Raw genomic sequence first — 17,262 nt, 5'->3', positions numbered from 1 at the left:
CCCATTTGAATTACATCCTGAATTCTTCTCCTAAATAGAACTTCCTTGCTCTTTCATCGTTAATTAATTCGTTCGGTGTCCCGCTCACTAATAATTCTCCACTGTTCATAATGTAAGCGCGATCCACAATTCCTAATGTTTCGCGAACGTTGTGATCAGTGATCAATACTCCAATATTCCTCTTCTTTAGCCCGTGAATCAGTTGTTGAATATCAGCTACGGCCAATGGGTCAACCCCTGCAAACGGTTCATCAAGAAGAACAAACTTCGGCTCAAGCGCCAGTGTTCTGGCAATCTCTACACGTCTTCTTTCTCCTCCAGAAAGGGCCGATCCTTTCGAAGTTCTCACGTGATTTAATTTAAAGTCCTGAATCAGATTTTCCATGGCAGTCATTCTTTCACGTCTGTTCATAGATCTGTTTTCCAGTACTGCTAAAATATTCTCTTCAATTGATAAGTCTCTAAACACCGAAGCTTCCTGAGGAAGATAGCCGATCCCGTTGAGTGCTCTGATGTGAATCGGTTCTTTCGTCACATCTTTTTCGCTCATTTGGATCTTGCCTTCGTCTGCTCTCACCAGACCTACCATCATATAAAACGTTGTGGTTTTACCCGCACCGTTGGGTCCCAGTAATCCTACAATCTCTCCCTGGGCCACTTCTAAACTTACGCCTTTAACTACTGTTCTTCCGCCATAAGTTTTCTTTAAATCAAAGGCTTCTAATTTCACTTCATCCATTAAAGTTTTTCCTTCTCACGTTCCAATGTGATGTTTGTATTGGCGTCGTCAACCTCAACTGTCTCAATATTCTCGCGAATGATGATACGGTTTCCTTTGATGACATCCCTGCCTTGAAACACTTTTGGAAGTCCTGTGAGCACTACGCGTTTCTCACTAATAAATCCTTCAAGTTTCTCGGCAAAGGCCTTCCTAACCAACGGTTTTCCGTCCATAGTTAGGGTCTCCTGTAATCTCACATCGTCAGAAAGTGAGTAATACTTGAGTTTTTTATTATAGTTTTCCAGGAATACCGTGCCTTTATTAGATGAGGCGTCTAAGTTGCCTTTTTTAAAGGCTACATTTCCCTTCATTTCCACCAGGCTTTCCGGGGCAGAGAGGGTCAATAAATCTGTTTTAAAGGTCACATTCTCTTCATATTGGCGCGCGCGCTGAACCTGGCCTCTGACGTTCTTTTGGTATTCAAAAAACTCTTGTTCCGGACGGTAGACGGCAAAGTCAGAAGTGATCGAGAGTCGGTCATTGGTTTTGGCATCAAAGCTACTAGTCTTTACATTGCCAGTGGCTTCCATGTGCTTGCCACCGTTGTAAATGTTCATCTTATCTGATTTTAAATTTGAGGTGCCGACTTTTACATCAACTGTGTCTTCTAAATAAAGTTCTTTATTAGTCATCAGTCCGCGTGAATTTTTAGCATTAAAAAAAATAGGTTCTTCTTCGAGACCTTTTTGGTTTCTGCGATAAATAACACCATTGGGGTTGAATCCAATGACGACGGTATTTTGCGCTGAAATTGTCAATTCACTTGCCTCTAATTGTAAAAATGGTTTTCCACCATCGAGCAAATAGTAATCTACAACTTTAAAATAACTCTCATCGCTTTCTTTATTTTTTACAGGTTCAGAACTTTTTTCGGCAGAGTTATTTTCACTCTCATCAAAGTGACCAACCCAAGAATAAACCGAAAGCCCTGCGGTAATCAAAACGAAAAATGCGATGATTGTATATTGGCCTAGTTTCAAGCGTATTCCCCCATCACATATCTTATCGCATTTCCTGGCCTAAATCCTTATAAAATTAAGCATTTATTTTTTCAAATCAGCTCTTACATTCCTTGCTAAATGTGCTTAATTTCAGGTACACTTGAGCATATTAATCAAGCTTTAAACAAGGTTGTTTTGTGTCATTGAAAGACTTACAAGCGATTGTTGATTCCGGAACAAAACTGACTCCGATGATGGATCAGTATTTTCAAATCAAAAAAAATTATCCAGATACGCTTCTTCTTTTCAGAATGGGCGATTTCTACGAAGTTTTTTTTGAAGATGCTAAAACAACAGCGCGCCTTTTAAACATCACTCTCACTCACCGTGGAAAAATTGGCGACACACCAATTCCAATGGCGGGAATCCCGCACCATGCAGCTCCTGTTTATATTGACCGCATCACTAACCGCGGTTTAAAAGTGGCCATCTGCGAACAGATCCAAGACCCGAAAGACGCTGTCGGAATTGTTAAACGCGGAGTCACTCAAGTTGTTTCCCCGGGAATGCCTTTTGACCTGGAAAAAACTCAAGGACACGATCACCGCTTTATGGTGAGCGCGTTCAAAAAAAATACGAAGTACTATTTAGTCGCTCTCGACTTCACCACTGGAGATTTCAGTGGATATAAACACGATAACTTTGAAGAGTTCGTTGAGAACCTGCGCATGCTTGCTCCTCGCGAATTTATCACTTTCATGGGCCAGTGGAACGAAGGTCAGGAAGCTAAAGACATTGAAGCGATTCTAAATCACTACGATGTTTTAAAGACTCACCTATCAGAAGAATACTTCAATCCAAAGTTCACTGATATCTACATTGAAAAAATCATTCCTGGATTTAAGCGCGATAAAATCATCAAGCTTGATGAAGATGTTTTAAATCCAATTGGTGCTCTTGCTTACTACGTTTGCTCGACTCAACTTTTAGAGAACTTTATTCACATCCGTCCGTTTAAGATGACTTCACAAGCGAACGTGATGAAAGTGACTCTGCCTACTCTCGTAGGTCTGGAAATCCTTCCTAAGTCGCGCGAAACATACCGCGAATCACTTTTAGGATTTTTTGATAAAACAGAAACAGCAATGGGTGCCAGATACCTTCGCTCACTGTTTTCAAATCCACTCTTTGATATGAACGCGATCACTGAGCGTTTAGATATCGTTACAGCACTAACTGATAACGACTCACTTATTAAAGACCTTAAAGTTGAGCTCTCAAAGATCCGCGATATCGAGCGCATCCTGGCAAAAATCTCAATGAACAAAGGTTCTGCTTCAGATCTTTTAAACCTGGCGACGGCGATTAACTCGTACACGCAAATCTTAAAAGAAGTGAAGGCCCTTCCTATCAAAGCGGTTTTAGCTCCAGCTGAAATCAAAAAACTAAGTGCGATTGCAGAAGACATCACCAACACACTAAACGATGAAATCGGAGCAAGCCTTGAAAAAGGAAACCTGATTAAAGAAGGTGTAAATAAAGACCGCGACCGTTTAGCAAAACTTCACCTAAACGTGGCCGAAGAGTTATTAAAAATGGAAAACCGTCTAAAAGATGAGACGGGCATTTTAAAATTAAGAATTAAATCAAACAATGTTTCCGGCTTCTTTATCGAAGTTTCAAAAGGAAGCACGGTTAAAGTTCCAAAGTCTTTTGAAAGAAGACAGACTCTCGTGAATGCTGAACGCTACACGACTCCTGATCTGATTCAATTAGAAAAAGACACGATTACCGCTCAAACAAAACTGGAAAAACTAGAAAGAGAAATCTTTAAAGGTCTTATCCAGAGTGTTGCGGACATGAACCACTCTGTGCTTTTAATGAGTGAGCACATCGCTTTCATCGACTCTTTCCAGGGTCTGGCGGCCATTGCTCTTTCTGAAGGGTTCACTCGTCCAAACATCAACGAGAAAAAACAAGTTCTGAGTATCAAGCAAGGGTTCCACCCGCTGATTAAATCTTTGATCAAAGACCAGTTCGTTTGCCACGATTTAAATTTAAATCAGGACGCCTACTTTGGTTTAATTACCGGTCCCAACATGGCCGGTAAGACAACAGTCATGAGAGAAGTCGCGATCATCCAGCTTCTGGCACAGATCGGCTCTTTTGTTCCTGCAAAATCAGCAGAGCTTGGGCTTTGCGATTTCCTTTTCAGCCGCCTTGGTGCAAGTGACGACATCCTAAAAGGCCAGTCGACATTCATGGTTGAAATGGCAGAAACAGCAGAAATTCTTCGCCACGCGAGTTCTAAATCACTTATCATCCTGGATGAAGTTGGAAGAGGAACATCGACTTACGATGGTCTTTCAATTGCCTGGGGATTAGTAGAGCACTTCATCGAAAAAACAAAAGCACTCACTCTGTTTGCCACTCACTACCACGAACTAATTGATGTAGTTCAAGGTTATAAAACAGCTAAAAACCTGACGGTTGAAACAATCAATCACAATGGAAATGTTCAGTTCCTTTACCGTTTAATTGAACAACCAGCTTCACAGAGTTTCGGGATTTACGTTGCAAAACTAGCCGGTCTTCCGGCCTCAGTTCTTGCCCGTTCAGAAGAGATCCTTCACCAACTGGAGAAGAATCACTCTAACCCAATTGCTCCTCCTGCAGAAGCGATGAGTGCCGCGACTTTAAAACCAAACAAGAACGCTCAGCTATGCTTCTTCGACGGCATTATTGCTGAAGTAGAGATCCCTGAGCACCTAAAACAGCTGGAAGCCGACCTGCAAAAGCTGGATGTTATGAGAATGACTCCAATTGATGCCCTTCTAAAGCTCAATGAAATGAAGAAAAATCTAGAAATTCAGTAATCTTTTTCTCATCTTTTAGCGCCTTATTTCGATAAGAAAGTAAGGTGCTATCAGAGGAGGAAAGCATGATTCAAGATATGTCAGTATTAAAAAAACGCGTTTACGCTTTCACTGCCGATCTTTCAATCATCGTTGTTTCCAACTATTTTTTAATGGCCGCTTTCACCCACTTCGTGCAGACAGTGTTCTTTCACTTTCCGATGAAAATGCAACTATTCCTGATTAATAAAATGGGTGTGATGTCATCAATTTCTTTGATGTCTTTAACTTTCGCTTATTTCTCACTATTTTATTTTGTCACCAATGGCCGCACTATGGGCAAGACTTTAATGGGTCTAAAAGTAGTGAATGCAGACAAGAGCGAAATGACTCTTGGGCAGTCAATGTTCCGTGCTCTCGCCTATTTTACCTGCGCGATGTTTGGCTCATTTCTTTTTGCCCTTTCTTATATTAGAAAAGATCAAAAGAGCCTGGCCGACGTTTTCTCCGGAACACATGTCACTTTAGACACACCAGATGAAGATGCTGGAACTGAATTTGAACTAGCATTAGTGGAAGCAGGAGTCGCAGAAGCGACAATCGACAAATCTTACTATGATGAAAAAGAAGCCGCTTAATATTGGAGAGATAAACAGAAGTTTATCTCTAGTCTCGATGATCTTAGTAAAAACATAAAATCATCCGGCCCAAAAACAAAAAAGCCTCCCACAAGGGAGGCTTTTTATTTTTGTCATTATTCAAGCATTGATCTTAACATCCAAGCAGCTTTTTCATGGTCATTCATTCTTCTTGTTAGAAGATCAGCTGTTGGTTGGTCATTTGATTCTTCAACTACTGGGAAGATACTGCGGGCAGTTCTTACTACCGCTTCTTGTCCAGCAACAAGTTCAGCAATCATTTGCTGAGCATTCAAATCACCTTGTGGTTCTTTAATTGAAGACAGTCTTGAAAACTCAGAGTATGTCCCTGGAGCTTTAACACCAAGAGCTCTGATTCTCTCTGCCACTTCATCGACAGCAAGAGCAAGTTCGTTGTACTGACCTTCAAACATAGTGTGAAGAGTTTGAAACATTGGTCCTGTTACGTTCCAATGAAAGTTATGAGTCTTTAAGTAAAGTGTGTAAGTATCTGCTAGAAGTCTTGATAAACCTTTTGCAATTTCTTCACGGTTTTTTTCATCAATTCCAATATCAATTTTAGTTTTCATAACAAGTGTTCTCCCATCGTTGTTATCAGTTGGTTGGTATTATAGGTTATTAAAGATAATTACTAAAGCCATTCCGCTTAAAAAACTTGGTTTCATCAGGAAGCGGTAGCTCCCTTCTTTTAATTTTTCTGCGAGCTCTCCAAGAACAACGCTCATCATTGCTCCACCTGCGAAGGCCATGAGAATCGGAAGCACGCCATCAATTTGTGAACTCATATATCCACCGATGATCCCGCCAACTAATTCAACAACACCAGTCAACATATTGCCAAAAAAGGCCATGAGTGGGTTTACCCCGAGGGTAATAAAACTAAGCGCTGTCGTGAATCCTTCTGGTACGTTCTGCATAGCAATCGCACTAAGAAGAGAGACACCTTGAGAGCCAGGTAAAGTCATTGATGCCCCTGAGGCCAGCCCTTCCGGAAAGTTGTGCACCATCATAGCGATAACGAACAACATGGCCTTTTTATTTTCACGAGCATTTTCATTATGTCTTAAAAGATACTCTAAAAATTTTCCTACGGACTTGATAAAGATCACTCCTCCAACTAAAGCAAAGCTCACCATTAAGAGTTGAAATGATCTCTCTGGACTGAAGTAAACTCTTTCATAGGCAGGCCAGATCAAAGAAAAGGCCGCCGCAGAAAGCATTAACCCGGTAACGAAGTCCATATTAATGTTTTTAAGAACCTTTCCAATTTTAGAATCTTTGATTAAGATCGGAGCACCACCGAGTGTAGTTGCTAAACCAGACACACCACCACCAATTAACCCCAATAATAAACCGCTCATTTTTCCTCCAACCATCAATCCCTGAAAGCTCTTTTATCTTTCCCCATAATCACTATCGCACCTTTCAAGGTTTCGATAAAATCAATTGGAATGATAAAGTGATAAATACAAACTATGATCATTTCGCTCCTAAAATCGATATTTTGCGCTCAATTTTTAGACGCAATACACCTTCTGATCTTAATGCAATCTAAATACCCTCCTAACTAATTAAAACTCTGTGCATTCAGTGAGTTATCAAACCAATTTTTCCTCGAAAATAGTGGCAAAAATCCCAAATAGTTGAGGACGTTAAATAAAATTTAAGGATATACTTTTCACCTAAACCGAACTTATTGAGATGGATTCATAGGACATGATGCACACAGAGCAGGAAAATTCAGAACGCACAGAAGCGCTTGCGACGCTTGCGAATGAACTTTCTATTGCCCATCAAACCGTAGAGTCAGAAAGACAAAAATTCGAGACTCTCTTCAACAGCACACCTGCTGCGATGGCCATTTTAAAAGGGCCGAATTTTATTTTTGAAAAAGTGAACGAAGAATACTCCAAGATGATCGACTACCGCCCGGTAATAGGGTTGCCGATTCTTGAGGCCCTGCCAGAAATTCAAACGCGTCCAGAATTCTTTACTAAGATGCAGGATGTTTATCAAACTGGGGAAAGTTATTCAGTCAAAGAGGCAAAGACAATCTTCTCAGCTTTTGCTCACAAAGGAAAAGAGCATTCACAGTACGCCGACATCACTTATAAAAGAATGATGGATGGGAGTGGAAATCCTTACGGGATTTTTATCTTCGCTACAGACGTCACTGAAAAAGTTCATGCCAGAAAACACATTCAGGAAAGTGAAACTGAATTCAGGGCCCTTGCTGAAGTTATGCCGCAAATTATTTTCACGGCCAACCCTCAAGGAGATATCATTTATTTCAATGAGAGATGGGAAGACTACACAGGAGCTTCTGCTCAGGAAGGTCTAGGAAATGGGTGGTACCTCTTCCATCACCCCGATGATATCAAACAGGCCAAGCTTGCCTGGAGAGACTCTATTACGAGTGGAACTCCCTACCAAATTGAATTTCGTTTGCGCGGAAACGACGGGAAATTTAGATGGTACCTGGCGCGTGCGCTGCCAATGCGTGATGAAAATGGCATTATAAAAAAATGGATTGGAACTAACACTGATATTCACGAGCAAAAAGAACTTTCACAAAAACTAGAAATAGTTCTTGATGAAGTTAAGTCTTCAAAGCAACTGGCAGAAAGTGCCAACCACGCCAAGAGTGCATTCCTGGCCAACATGAGCCACGAGATCAGGACACCACTAGGGTCTATCATGGGGTTTGTGAACCTGATGAGGAACCCAGATCTATCACAACAAGACTTAAACAAATACATTTCTATCGCCGAGAAAAACTCAGAGCAGCTTCTGCGTATTATTGACGACATCCTTGATCTCTCAAAAGTCGAGGCCGGAAAACTGGTGATCGAAAAGATTGATATGAATCTTCCAGAACTTCTGGCCGATGTTGCCTCTTTAATGGAATTCAGGGCCCAGGAAAACGGAATTCGTTTTGAAATTAAAGCGATGAACGAACTTCCGGAAATTATCAACTCTGACCCTACTCGTATCAAACAGATTCTTATGAACGCTGTTGGTAACGCCATCAAATTTACGATGAAAGGAACGGTGGAGCTGCAGGTTGGTTTCTGCAACTCTCGCTTGAAATTTTCTATTATCGATTCCGGCGTAGGGATTTCCGAACAGCAGGCCACTCAACTCTTCCAGCCATTCACTCAGGCCGATGTTTCGACCACGAGAAAATATGGCGGAACAGGTTTAGGCCTAATCCTGACTAAGCGTTTATGTGAATCAATGAACGGTGAATTCTATCTGCAGCGAAGCCAGCTGGGTGTAGGAAGTACCTTCGTGGCCACAATGAAAGTTGATATCGTTGATGATACAAAATTTTTCAGCGAGCCTCGCTCTCACTTCTATAAACCTTCTGAAAAGTTTGCTGATAGAAATGCACTTAAAGGAAAACATATCCTGGTCATCGATGACCTGGAAGATAACTTAACATTAATCAATGTGATTTTAAGTGATGTTGGCGCGAATGTGACCACCATCAGTGACCCTTACCAGGGAATTAAAACTGCATTGGAGAATAACTTTGATCTCATCCTGATGGACATCCAAATGCCGCTCATGAACGGCTATGAAGTCACCAAGAGAATCAAACAATCCGGAAAGACTCTGCCGATCATTGCGCTCACTGCACACGCAATGAAAGAAGAGCGCATGAGAGCATTGAACTTTGGGTTCTCGGGATTTTTACCGAAACCAATCAACGCCAATGAACTCATCCAGACCATCCTCAAACTCATCAACGATGAAGTAAGCGACGAGATCCAGGAAAGGAAAGTTGCCATTGTTGAGGACGATCCGGATTTAAGAGATTTACTTGAAGCGATTCTTCGCAACCAAAGACTTGATGTCCATTTCATGGAGACCGCTGAAGAATTGCTCGAGCATTTAAAAGAGAACTCTATCCCGGATCTTATCCTGGTCGATCTCTTCCTGCCTAAAATGTCGGGCTCGGAGCTGATTCCTCTGCTGAACAATAGATTAGACCGCGATCAATTTAAGGTGGTTATTGCTTCAGGTTCAGATGATATTTCAGGGAAGGTTAAGGACTTGAGAGCTGACGGCTATTTGAAGAAGCCGTACAACTCTCGAAGTATTGTCGATTCAGTAAAAGCGTTTCTGCTTTAAGCTTTAGTTGTCCAATTGAAATGAAGTTCTTTTAACTGCGCTTCGCTTGGACGAGACGGAGCTTGTGACATTAAATCACTCGCTGATGCTGTCTTAGGGAAAGCGATAACGTCTCTGATTGAGTCCGTTCCAGTTAAAATCATAATCAATCTATCTAAACCAAAAGCAAGACCTGCGTGCGGAGGCACTCCGTACTTAAGAGCTTCAATGAAGAAACCAAACTGTGCTTTTGTTTCTTCTGGAGTGAATCCTAAAACTTTAAACATTCTGTCTTGAACAGCATTGTCGAAAATTCTCACTGACCCACCACCGATTTCGTATCCGTTACAAACAACGTCATACGCTTCAGCTGTTAGAGTTCTTAGTGGCCCATTTGGATCTGTATGATCAGCGTTCATAAAGATATCCATTTTCTCACGAGACGGCATTGTGAATGGGTGGTGAGCAGCTGTAAAACGTCCCGGCTGTCCATTCTCCCCTTCACTCCACTCAAGAAGTGGGAAGTCATATAACCATAGGAAAGCATCTTCTTTCCCAATAAGGTTTAATTTGTGTCCAAGATTTCTTCTTAGAGCATCAGCACTTGCGTGAGCAACCGAGTGGTTGTTATCAGCGAAGAACAACCAAGTTCCGTCACCTTTTTCTTCAGAAAGTGCAAAAAGTTTTGCTTCGATTTCTGGCGTGATGAATTTAGAAATACCTGTTGATCTCTCACCTTTTGAAAGCTTGTAGAAAGCGACACCTTTACCACCGTAAGGTTTTACGATTTCAACAAATCCATCTGTGTCTTTACGAGTAAACTGCCCCATCGCTTCTGGAACAAACATCGCCTTAATAATACCGCCGTTGTCACCAACAGAAGCAAACGTTGCGAAGTCTGATCCTTTGAAGATGTCTGTAACAATCATCTGCTTTAAACCAAAACGAAGATCTGGTTTATCACATCCATAAAGGTTCATGGCGTCTACATACTTCATCGTCTGAAGTTTGAAGTTGTCGTCTTTTTTGAAAACCGCTTTTAAAATCTTCTCAACCAGGTTTTTCATATACTCTTGAGTGGCAAATGAAACCTCAATATCCACCTGAGAGAATTCCGGCTGGCGGTCAGCACGCAAGTCTTCATCGCGAAAACAACGGCAGATTTGGAAATACTTATCTGTTCCACCAATCATTAAAAGCTGCTTAAGCGTTTGTGGTGATTGTGGAAGAGCGTAAACTTGTCCTGGGTGAACACGTGAAGGAACAATATAGTCACGCGCTCCTTCCGGAGTCGATTTGTAAAGAATTGGAGTTTCCACTTCGATAAAATCTAAATCAGAAAGAAGACCACGAATCGTGTTCATCGTTTTTGATCTAAGCTTTAAAATGTCCTGAAGTTTTTTCGTTCTTAAATCAAGGTATCTGTATTTAAGGCGAAGGTCTTCCGTCGCTTCCACTGCACCAAATGGTAAAAATGGAATTGAGTCGATATCTGATTTTGAAAGAAGTGTGAGCTCTTCAACTTGCACTTCAACCATCCCTGTATCCATTTGTGCGTTTTGCGCTTCTTTCGGACGCGCTTGAACAACACCTTTTGCCAGGATAACAGATTCGAGTGAACATTTTTTTAAGTCTTCGATGTTGCCTTTGAAATTAACAAATCCAAGTTGTGTCACACCGTATTTATCACGTAGGTCGATAAAGTGAAGTGAGCCAAGATTTCTGTATTTGTTAACCCATCCGCAAAGAACAACTGTAGAGCCCACGTCCGAATCTCGCAACTCTCCACAGTGATGAGTTCTTAAGAGTCCGTGGATTTTCGAGCTAGACATTTGCATTCTCCTTCAGTTTTAGAGACAATTCACTGGAAACTATTCCCAGGAATGCTAATGATCACTATATATCAAAAGGCTTCAAAGCTCATTAAAAATTTCGCACTCCTCACTGCGCTTTTACCTCTGATAGCTTGGTCAAATGTCACTTACCAAATGGCCAATCCTGAGAATAAAAAAGTGACTGTGCGCCTGGCCTTAACCAGAGCAGAACACCAACAGGGTCTAAGCGGAATTAAAGATTCTGATTTTCCCGTAACGGAAGCGATGCTTTTTGTTAATGATTCCATGGGGACACGTCGTTTTTGGATGCCCGATACCTACTTCAAATTGGATATTATTTTTTTAGACTCACAACTAAAAGTCGTGGGGATTGAAAAAGATGTGCCGTTTCATCCAGGGCTGGCCGAACCACCTGTTATTTACCGCACCAAATCTTACGAAGCGCAATTTGTCCTCGAGACTAAAGGCAGCTCGCCCTTTTCCAAAAAACTTAAGGTTGGGGATAAACTAAAATGGATTAGTCCTATCTCTCTTTCGGAAATAGTACTAAAAACTCGTCGCTCGCAATAAAGCCCAGGTTGTCGCGAACCAGTCTCTTTTGAAACCCTGAATCTGATCTCATGCGCTCGATCTCACGAACCAACTGCATATTTTCTTTTTTAATGTTTGCGAGCTCTGCAAGCTTTTCATTCACTGTGCTTTTTTGTGAATAGAAGTCCGTCACTCCACCATTGGCGAAGATTAGTCTTAAAATCATTAATGCACAGAAAATCCATGAACCTTTCACTAACCATGTAACGTATTTTGGGTCTAGGCTCTTTTGCTTCTTGCGAGAAGTTGCAGATGAAGTTGTGTAACTAATTTGTGAGGCAACTTTGCGAGTCCCACGCTTAACTGGAACAAACTCTGTGTCTTCTGGTTTTGCCACTGAACGGCGGCTCACTACACTTGTCCCTGCAGGTGGAGGTGGAGGCGTTGTCGAAACGTTCTCTCTTACTCTCACGCGAGGTCTTCTCGGCTCTTCTGATACAGAAGAGATGGGAGTCGCTTCTGCGACTTGAGCTTCAGCTTGTATTGTTTGAGGACGAGCGTATGGTCTTGGTTGTTCTTCAACTGGTTGATTAAAAAATGAAGCTTGCTGATGCTCTTCTTGAACTGGCTGTGATTGTGGTTGTACAGGAGGAGCTTGGTATTGAGCTTGCGGCGCTGCTTGAGCTCCGGCCATTTGTGGTTCCTGACGTGAAGCCTGCTTAGCACGGTTTCTTTCAATCGCTTTTCTTAAGCGTTCATTCGCAATCGTCGATGGATCAACCGTATTTAAATCCGGCCCCGGTCTCACGCCCGCATTTTGTGTTGCTGACTCGGCAACTGCTTGTGGCTGAGGCGGCGTCTGCGGTTGTGGCGCAGCTTGAGAGGGAGTACGTAAATGGGCATCTCTTGAACGATCAAATGAAAATTCCAAGGCAAACATCCTGTAGTTAAGGAACTAAAACAAAACATCCTGTTGTTTTAATCCATTTTAACCGAGCTTGGTTTTGACTTCAATCCAAAACTTGCGCACGATGGCCAGTTCGTGGAAATAGTAAAACAGGGTGCGCCCCATAGAATTGTCGGGGAAATTTTCCAGTTCAGTATTGTTGATACCTTCCAGGAAAATGTTCTTGAAAGAAATGAAACTTAAATGGTCAGGCTTTTGTGAAGCCACAGTAAAACTTTTATCGTCACAAGAAAATTCGCTGATCGGAAATGAACTGCGAAGTAACGTGCGCGCCTGGTTCATTCTTAAGGCCGCCACACTTCCGTCTCCGATAGGACCAAGCTGAATATATTTTTCAGCACGATTGATTCCATGAGAGCGGAAGAAAATCTCAAAACGCCCTTGCTTGTGCCCGTTTTCATTAGCGTCACTCACATCCATCCACCAGCTAAACCCAGGGTCGCTGATGTTGCAAACGGCATCTTCCTGGTGTGGAAAGCGACGGTTGATGATTTGCTCTCTCACCGCTTCGGCCAGCTCAAAACTTCTGGTCTCAAAAAACATGACCTGTGAAAAATCGTCTTCACGCGAAAGTTTAAGAATTGGTCGCTTGCTTGATTCGCTATTGGCCAGTTCCTGGAAAGCTTCTTTGATATTGGCAACTGAATAGCCGCGCACACAAAACGTGCTTGGCCCGTTGTCGATCTTATAAACGATCCCCGGAGTTTCCGGATAAATTGAAACCACAGGAGCAATAATTTCCACTTGAGTAACCGGCTCAGGAATCTCAGACGATACCGGAGCCGAAGTCGTGACTTCCGCCTCATCGCTGATCATGCTGTCTGCCAGGTCTAATAAATAATCAGTGTCATCTTCTTCAGGTAAAAAAGAAGTTTGCACAGGGTCTGTATTTTTTTGAGGTGTATTTGAGCGCAGGTACTCAGAGAGCGCCAACGTTTCTTGTAAAAGTAAATCCAGACTTAAATCATTTTGGTCCATTCAAATCCTATGAAAGGAAGGTTTTTAATCTCAGTAATAATTGTAAAATTAAAATGAATCTAATGACAAGATTTTATCTGCAGATTTCTCACCATAGAAATGAAAAAATTTCGACGAAGATGTAGAGAAGAAACACAACCACGATGGGAGAGAGATCAAACGGCAGCCCTTGGGGCATATATCTTCTAACCGGGTCACATGTGTAATCACAAATTTTCTTAAGTTTTTGTCTCCACTGATACCTGTTTGTCTCAGGGAAAAAGCTCAGGATTGCATCGAGCATAAGAAGAATTGTATAAAGTCTGATGATGAATCTTATCATAGTTCCTCTTTAATACCTGCGAGCGGCCAGCTCTCTTCTCTGGCGGTACACATGACAAACACAGGCCCCGTAAAAGAAAAAGCACATTAAATAGAATAACCAGATAACCCCGATCACCGAAGTATAAAGGTCACCATAATTTCTCATCAAACTTCCGCGAACGTAGTAAATGTAAATCCAAAAAAGAGATTTCCCGATAAACACCGAAGTTGAAAAGGCCAAAGCGGCAATGAAAGCTTCTTTTAACTGAATTTTCCACGAGAACAGCCAGCGGTAAAGCACCGTGAAGTAAGCAATCATGATCGTAATATGCAGGAAGCTTGAGTTCAGCCAGTACGATCTTCTTAAATTGATCTTCTTGATAAACGTCAGAACCGGGCGAAGGAAATCAAAATTCTCATAGAAAAACTGAGTGATGATATTGGTCTGGATAAACTTCACCACGTAAATAATTACAGGTGGCAGCATGAAAATGAGCATCACCATGACAAGAGTGATCCCGATAATGACGAATCCCTTTAAAATCCTCCAGATCGAAAGAATACTTTTGTCTTCCGTGATGAAATAAATCCCCATCCAGATTGAGTTTAAAAAAGTAATCGTAGACACCGCTAAAACAAAAAAGTTTAAAACAGTGAACTGAGTCCCGGCGAAAAGCGGTCCCTTAATCATATTTTGCAGAGTCAGAAGAAACTGTGGTGCCACTTCCGGGAAGAAACGTCCACCGAGAACGAAGAGGTATTTCTGCACGCGGTTGATGTTTCCTAAAAAGTACCCAAGACCTCTCACAGTCAAAAGTAAAAAAGGAATCACTGTAATCAGTGCATAGAAAGTCGACGATGAAGCCAGTGTCGTCCCCTTCTTCTCATGAAACAAAAGAGCGCCTTTGTACAAATTCTTTGCACCATCTTTGGCATTTCTCATAAAATCGTGAATCGGCTTCATAACTCTATGCTAACTGAAAGATTAAAAAAGGGAAAGCTGAGGGCCGCGCATTTCTTCAAAACTTTTTCCAAAAAGTCCCAGAATACTATCGGCAATCGGAGCAAGCTGGCGGTCAATATAGTAATCGTAATCGATATCTTCGTGAGGAAGCTCCACAGGAATGGCCCCTCTTAATGTCATCACATAGTGAGGTCGCCTTTGTAAAATCCCCTTGGTTTCAAAAAGAATTTTGGCCGCGCGTGCATGGGGCGGAACATTTTTTATATATTCTGAAAGAGGTTTGGAAAGACGTTTACTTAAAACCAACTGGTCATCAAGCTCATGCGACTCGAGCTTTTTCATGGTTTCATCGATATATTCCTGGATGTCTTCTCCATAAAAGACTCGTCTGACGAGTTCGTATTGAAAGTTGCGGGCCAAAAGCGACCAGTCAGAACGGACATACTCCATTCCTGTAAGAACGATCTCTTCTACTTTTTTCCCATCAACCTCTTTTTCCGACAGACCTGCGTAACGTTTTTTCGCCCCTTCTTCCATATTTCTAGTGCTAGTAAGAATCAGCGTCTTAAAAAATTTGTCATATTGGATTTCAAGATGTGACTCCACATCGAAGTCATCTTTTAGTTTTTGTGTGAGGAAGGCATTGACTTCGACCACCAATTTTTTTGCCTGGTCACTGTATTGATCATAAGTTGGCAATTGAACAAAAAGTGAGTCCGTGTCTCCATAAAGCACGGCAAATCCTTTTCCTTCTAAAAACTCAATCACCGTTTTTAAAATCCACTGCCCGCTTCCCGTGATTCCATCAGGTAAATCTTCCTGATAAAAGCGACAGCCACTTGAGCCCATCACTCCATAAAAACTGTTCATCAGGATTTTAACGGCCTGTGAAAGGTTGGCATTTTTTTCTTTTTTTGCCTGAGTCCTGCGCTCTAAGAGTTCTGTGATTTTTCCCGGCAAAATATGATGAGAGCGCGAGAATGTAAGTCCTACCGGAGTTTTCAGCGGATCAATATGGCGTTGAAATCGTGAAAGAGGATCAATTAAAAAAGTCCTGATCACTGTCGGGTAAAGACTTTTAAAATCCATGACCAGCACATTGGGATGAATCCCAACTTTTGGATTGAGAACAAATCCACCTTTGGCCTGTCTGGCCCATCCAATATCATCCACGTTCGGAGCCACAACTCCGGCATCATGCAAATCCGGTAAATAAAAATGGTCAAAGGCCGCCACAGATCCCCCGATTCTTTCCATCAGCATCCCTGAAATATAAGAACGGGTTAAAAGCAGGTCCATCAATTTAATTTTTTCAAAAATATCTAAAACCAAAACAGCATCTTTGACATTGTAGCGGGCAAGGGCCATTTTATCTTCGCGAAAACGCCTCTCAATTTCATCCCACTTATCGTAAGACTCATCTTCATCAATATCTTTTGCTTCTCCTAAAAGTTCTTTTGCTACACTGTTGAGCTTAAAACTTTCAAAAGAAAAGAAGTTCATCTTCATGGCGCGAGGACCATCGATCACCACTCGCCCTTCCAGGTTTACTTGCCATTCGCCACGTGCGTTTTGGAACATATCAAGTGAGCGTGTGCCTCTGCCGATATAAAGTGGAACTTTTAGTTGTTTTGATTTCTGATTAATAAAATGAAAGTCAAATCCAATGACATTCCATCCAGTGATAACGTCAGGGTCTAATCGAGTGATGGCTTCCTGGAAAAAAAGCAGCAGGCCTTTTTCATTCAATGAAAAACGCACATCCTGCGTATTTTTTCCTTCACCTAAAACGACAGTACGGTCTTCATTCAACGCTTTTGAACGAAAACTATAAGCGAGAGAAAGAAGTTTCCCATCTCTTCCTGTTTCAATATCAAAAGATAAAATTTTATAGTCGGGATAATAATTTCCCGGTGTGATTTTAGGATTGTTGAAAGTCAGAAGTCCATTGACGAGCTTTGCCTCTCCTTCAATTTTCACTTGGGCATAAATGCGTTTATCCATCAAAAAACGATCAACTGCTTTAACATCGGCCTCAAAAGTCCTCAGTCCATCGCTTTCAAATTTTTGTCGTTTCGTTTTCAGGTCGGCCTGATTGTGACACAGGACTTTCTCTACCCAAAAACCATCAAGGCTTCTGTAAGAGGTAGTATTTTTGCTTTCCACAAAAAAATAATTCTGGAATTGATCAATCGTGACAAGAAATGAGCCTTGATTGGACTGCCCGTAAAGTTTTAAAATCTGGCGATTCTCCAGATCAAAACTACTTCCAGTAAGAATAAATGCTTCGATTTGTGTCTGCATCTAGGCTAGAATACCCTCATCAAATTTG

General features: G+C 41.7%; 14 protein-coding genes. 4 read left to right on the top strand and 10 right to left on the bottom strand.

All coding sequences use genetic code 11. From position 1 onward, the window contains the following. Positions 1-10: 10 nt before the first annotated feature. The gene (gene lptB / locus AC6JA8_RS03600) at positions 11-739 is read right to left on the bottom strand and encodes an LPS export ABC transporter ATP-binding protein (protein ID WP_166637347.1); all 729 of its coding nucleotides are present in this window, start codon (positions 737-739) and stop codon (positions 11-13) included. After that, complete coding sequence (locus AC6JA8_RS03595) at positions 739-1,761, bottom strand: LptA/OstA family protein (RefSeq protein WP_497975793.1); 1,023 nt, start codon at positions 1,759-1,761, stop codon at positions 739-741. Before AC6JA8_RS03595 ends, lptB begins: the two co-directional genes overlap by 1 nt. Positions 1,762-1,919: 158 nt before the next feature. Between AC6JA8_RS03595 and mutS the strand changes: the two genes are divergently transcribed. Together mutS and AC6JA8_RS03585 are read left to right on the top strand one after the other, a co-directional pair. Further along, entirely contained in the window at positions 1,920-4,598 is a 2,679-nt protein-coding gene (mutS, locus tag AC6JA8_RS03590; protein ID WP_497975792.1) for a DNA mismatch repair protein MutS, read from the top strand. Between the two features lie 65 nt (positions 4,599-4,663). Continuing rightward, positions 4,664-5,215, top strand: coding sequence for an RDD family protein (locus tag AC6JA8_RS03585; RefSeq protein WP_497975791.1), 552 nt, complete (start codon positions 4,664-4,666; stop codon positions 5,213-5,215). Between the two features lie 116 nt (positions 5,216-5,331). Here the strand turns inward: AC6JA8_RS03585 and AC6JA8_RS03580 are convergent, their stop codons facing one another. Next, on the bottom strand, positions 5,332-5,805 hold the full coding sequence (locus AC6JA8_RS03580) for a Dps family protein (RefSeq protein ID WP_497975790.1): 474 nt from the start codon (positions 5,803-5,805) through the stop codon (positions 5,332-5,334). A 39-nt stretch (positions 5,806-5,844) separates the two neighbouring features. After that, the gene (locus AC6JA8_RS03575) at positions 5,845-6,597 is read right to left on the bottom strand and encodes a ZIP family metal transporter (RefSeq protein ID WP_497975789.1); all 753 of its coding nucleotides are present in this window, start codon (positions 6,595-6,597) and stop codon (positions 5,845-5,847) included. 355 nt (positions 6,598-6,952) lie between these two features. Between AC6JA8_RS03575 and AC6JA8_RS03570 the strand changes: the two genes are divergently transcribed. Further along, entirely contained in the window at positions 6,953-9,373 is a 2,421-nt protein-coding gene (locus AC6JA8_RS03570; RefSeq protein WP_497975788.1) for a response regulator, read from the top strand. On the opposite strand, the gene aspS is transcribed toward AC6JA8_RS03570, so the two are convergent. Next, on the bottom strand, positions 9,370-11,184 hold the full coding sequence (gene aspS, locus AC6JA8_RS03565) for an aspartate--tRNA ligase (RefSeq protein WP_497975787.1): 1,815 nt from the start codon (positions 11,182-11,184) through the stop codon (positions 9,370-9,372). The genes AC6JA8_RS03570 and aspS overlap by 4 nt on opposite strands. Positions 11,185-11,241: 57 nt before the next feature. On the opposite strand from aspS, the gene AC6JA8_RS03560 reads away from it, so the two are divergent. Further along, positions 11,242-11,757, top strand: coding sequence for a DUF192 domain-containing protein (locus AC6JA8_RS03560; protein ID WP_497975786.1), 516 nt, complete (start codon positions 11,242-11,244; stop codon positions 11,755-11,757). On the opposite strand, the gene AC6JA8_RS03555 is transcribed toward AC6JA8_RS03560, so the two are convergent. From AC6JA8_RS03555 to AC6JA8_RS03535, 5 genes are all read right to left on the bottom strand, one after another. After that, entirely contained in the window at positions 11,711-12,649 is a 939-nt protein-coding gene (locus AC6JA8_RS03555; RefSeq protein WP_497975785.1) for an FtsB family cell division protein, read from the bottom strand. The two genes, AC6JA8_RS03560 and AC6JA8_RS03555, sit on opposite strands and share 47 nt — an antisense overlap. A gap of 57 nt (positions 12,650-12,706) precedes the next feature. Continuing rightward, entirely contained in the window at positions 12,707-13,663 is a 957-nt protein-coding gene (locus tag AC6JA8_RS03550; RefSeq protein WP_497975784.1) for a hypothetical protein, read from the bottom strand. An 88-nt stretch (positions 13,664-13,751) separates the two neighbouring features. After that, positions 13,752-13,985, bottom strand: a complete 234-nt coding sequence (locus AC6JA8_RS03545; RefSeq protein WP_491634107.1) for a YggT family protein — start codon at positions 13,983-13,985, stop codon at positions 13,752-13,754. Positions 13,986-13,994: 9 nt separating this feature from the next. After that, positions 13,995-14,930 (bottom strand): YihY/virulence factor BrkB family protein, encoded by a 936-nt coding sequence (locus AC6JA8_RS03540; protein WP_497975783.1) that lies wholly within the window; start codon positions 14,928-14,930, stop codon positions 13,995-13,997. Between the two features lie 21 nt (positions 14,931-14,951). Next, positions 14,952-17,234 (bottom strand): DNA polymerase II, encoded by a 2,283-nt coding sequence (locus AC6JA8_RS03535; RefSeq protein ID WP_497975782.1) that lies wholly within the window; start codon positions 17,232-17,234, stop codon positions 14,952-14,954. Between the last annotated feature and the right edge of the window lie 28 nt (positions 17,235-17,262).

It is taken from the genome of Bacteriovorax sp. HI3, assembly GCF_059738875.1.
Note: the sequence above shows the minus strand (reverse complement) of the source record. Positions and strands in the feature narration are given on the sequence as shown.

What these genes read in the sequence shown, in the direction of transcription:
- lptB (WP_166637347.1), bottom strand. Translation starts at nt 739, where the DNA reads ATGGATGAAGTGAAATTAGAAGCCTTTGATTTAAAGAAAACTTATGGC.
- AC6JA8_RS03585 (WP_497975791.1), top strand. Translation starts at nt 4,664, where the DNA reads ATGATTCAAGATATGTCAGTATTAAAAAAACGCGTTTACGCTTTCACT.
- AC6JA8_RS03580 (WP_497975790.1), bottom strand. Translation starts at nt 5,805, where the DNA reads ATGAAAACTAAAATTGATATTGGAATTGATGAAAAAAACCGTGAAGAA.
- AC6JA8_RS03575 (WP_497975789.1), bottom strand. Translation starts at nt 6,597, where the DNA reads ATGAGCGGTTTATTATTGGGGTTAATTGGTGGTGGTGTGTCTGGTTTA.
- AC6JA8_RS03570 (WP_497975788.1), top strand. Translation starts at nt 6,953, where the DNA reads ATGATGCACACAGAGCAGGAAAATTCAGAACGCACAGAAGCGCTTGCG.
- aspS (WP_497975787.1), bottom strand. Translation starts at nt 11,184, where the DNA reads ATGTCTAGCTCGAAAATCCACGGACTCTTAAGAACTCATCACTGTGGA.
- AC6JA8_RS03560 (WP_497975786.1), top strand. Translation starts at nt 11,242, where the DNA reads ATGATCACTATATATCAAAAGGCTTCAAAGCTCATTAAAAATTTCGCA.
- AC6JA8_RS03550 (WP_497975784.1), bottom strand. Translation starts at nt 13,663, where the DNA reads ATGGACCAAAATGATTTAAGTCTGGATTTACTTTTACAAGAAACGTTG.
- AC6JA8_RS03545 (WP_491634107.1), bottom strand. Translation starts at nt 13,985, where the DNA reads ATGATAAGATTCATCATCAGACTTTATACAATTCTTCTTATGCTCGAT.
- AC6JA8_RS03540 (WP_497975783.1), bottom strand. Translation starts at nt 14,930, where the DNA reads ATGAAGCCGATTCACGATTTTATGAGAAATGCCAAAGATGGTGCAAAG.
- AC6JA8_RS03535 (WP_497975782.1), bottom strand. Translation starts at nt 17,234, where the DNA reads ATGCAGACACAAATCGAAGCATTTATTCTTACTGGAAGTAGTTTTGAT.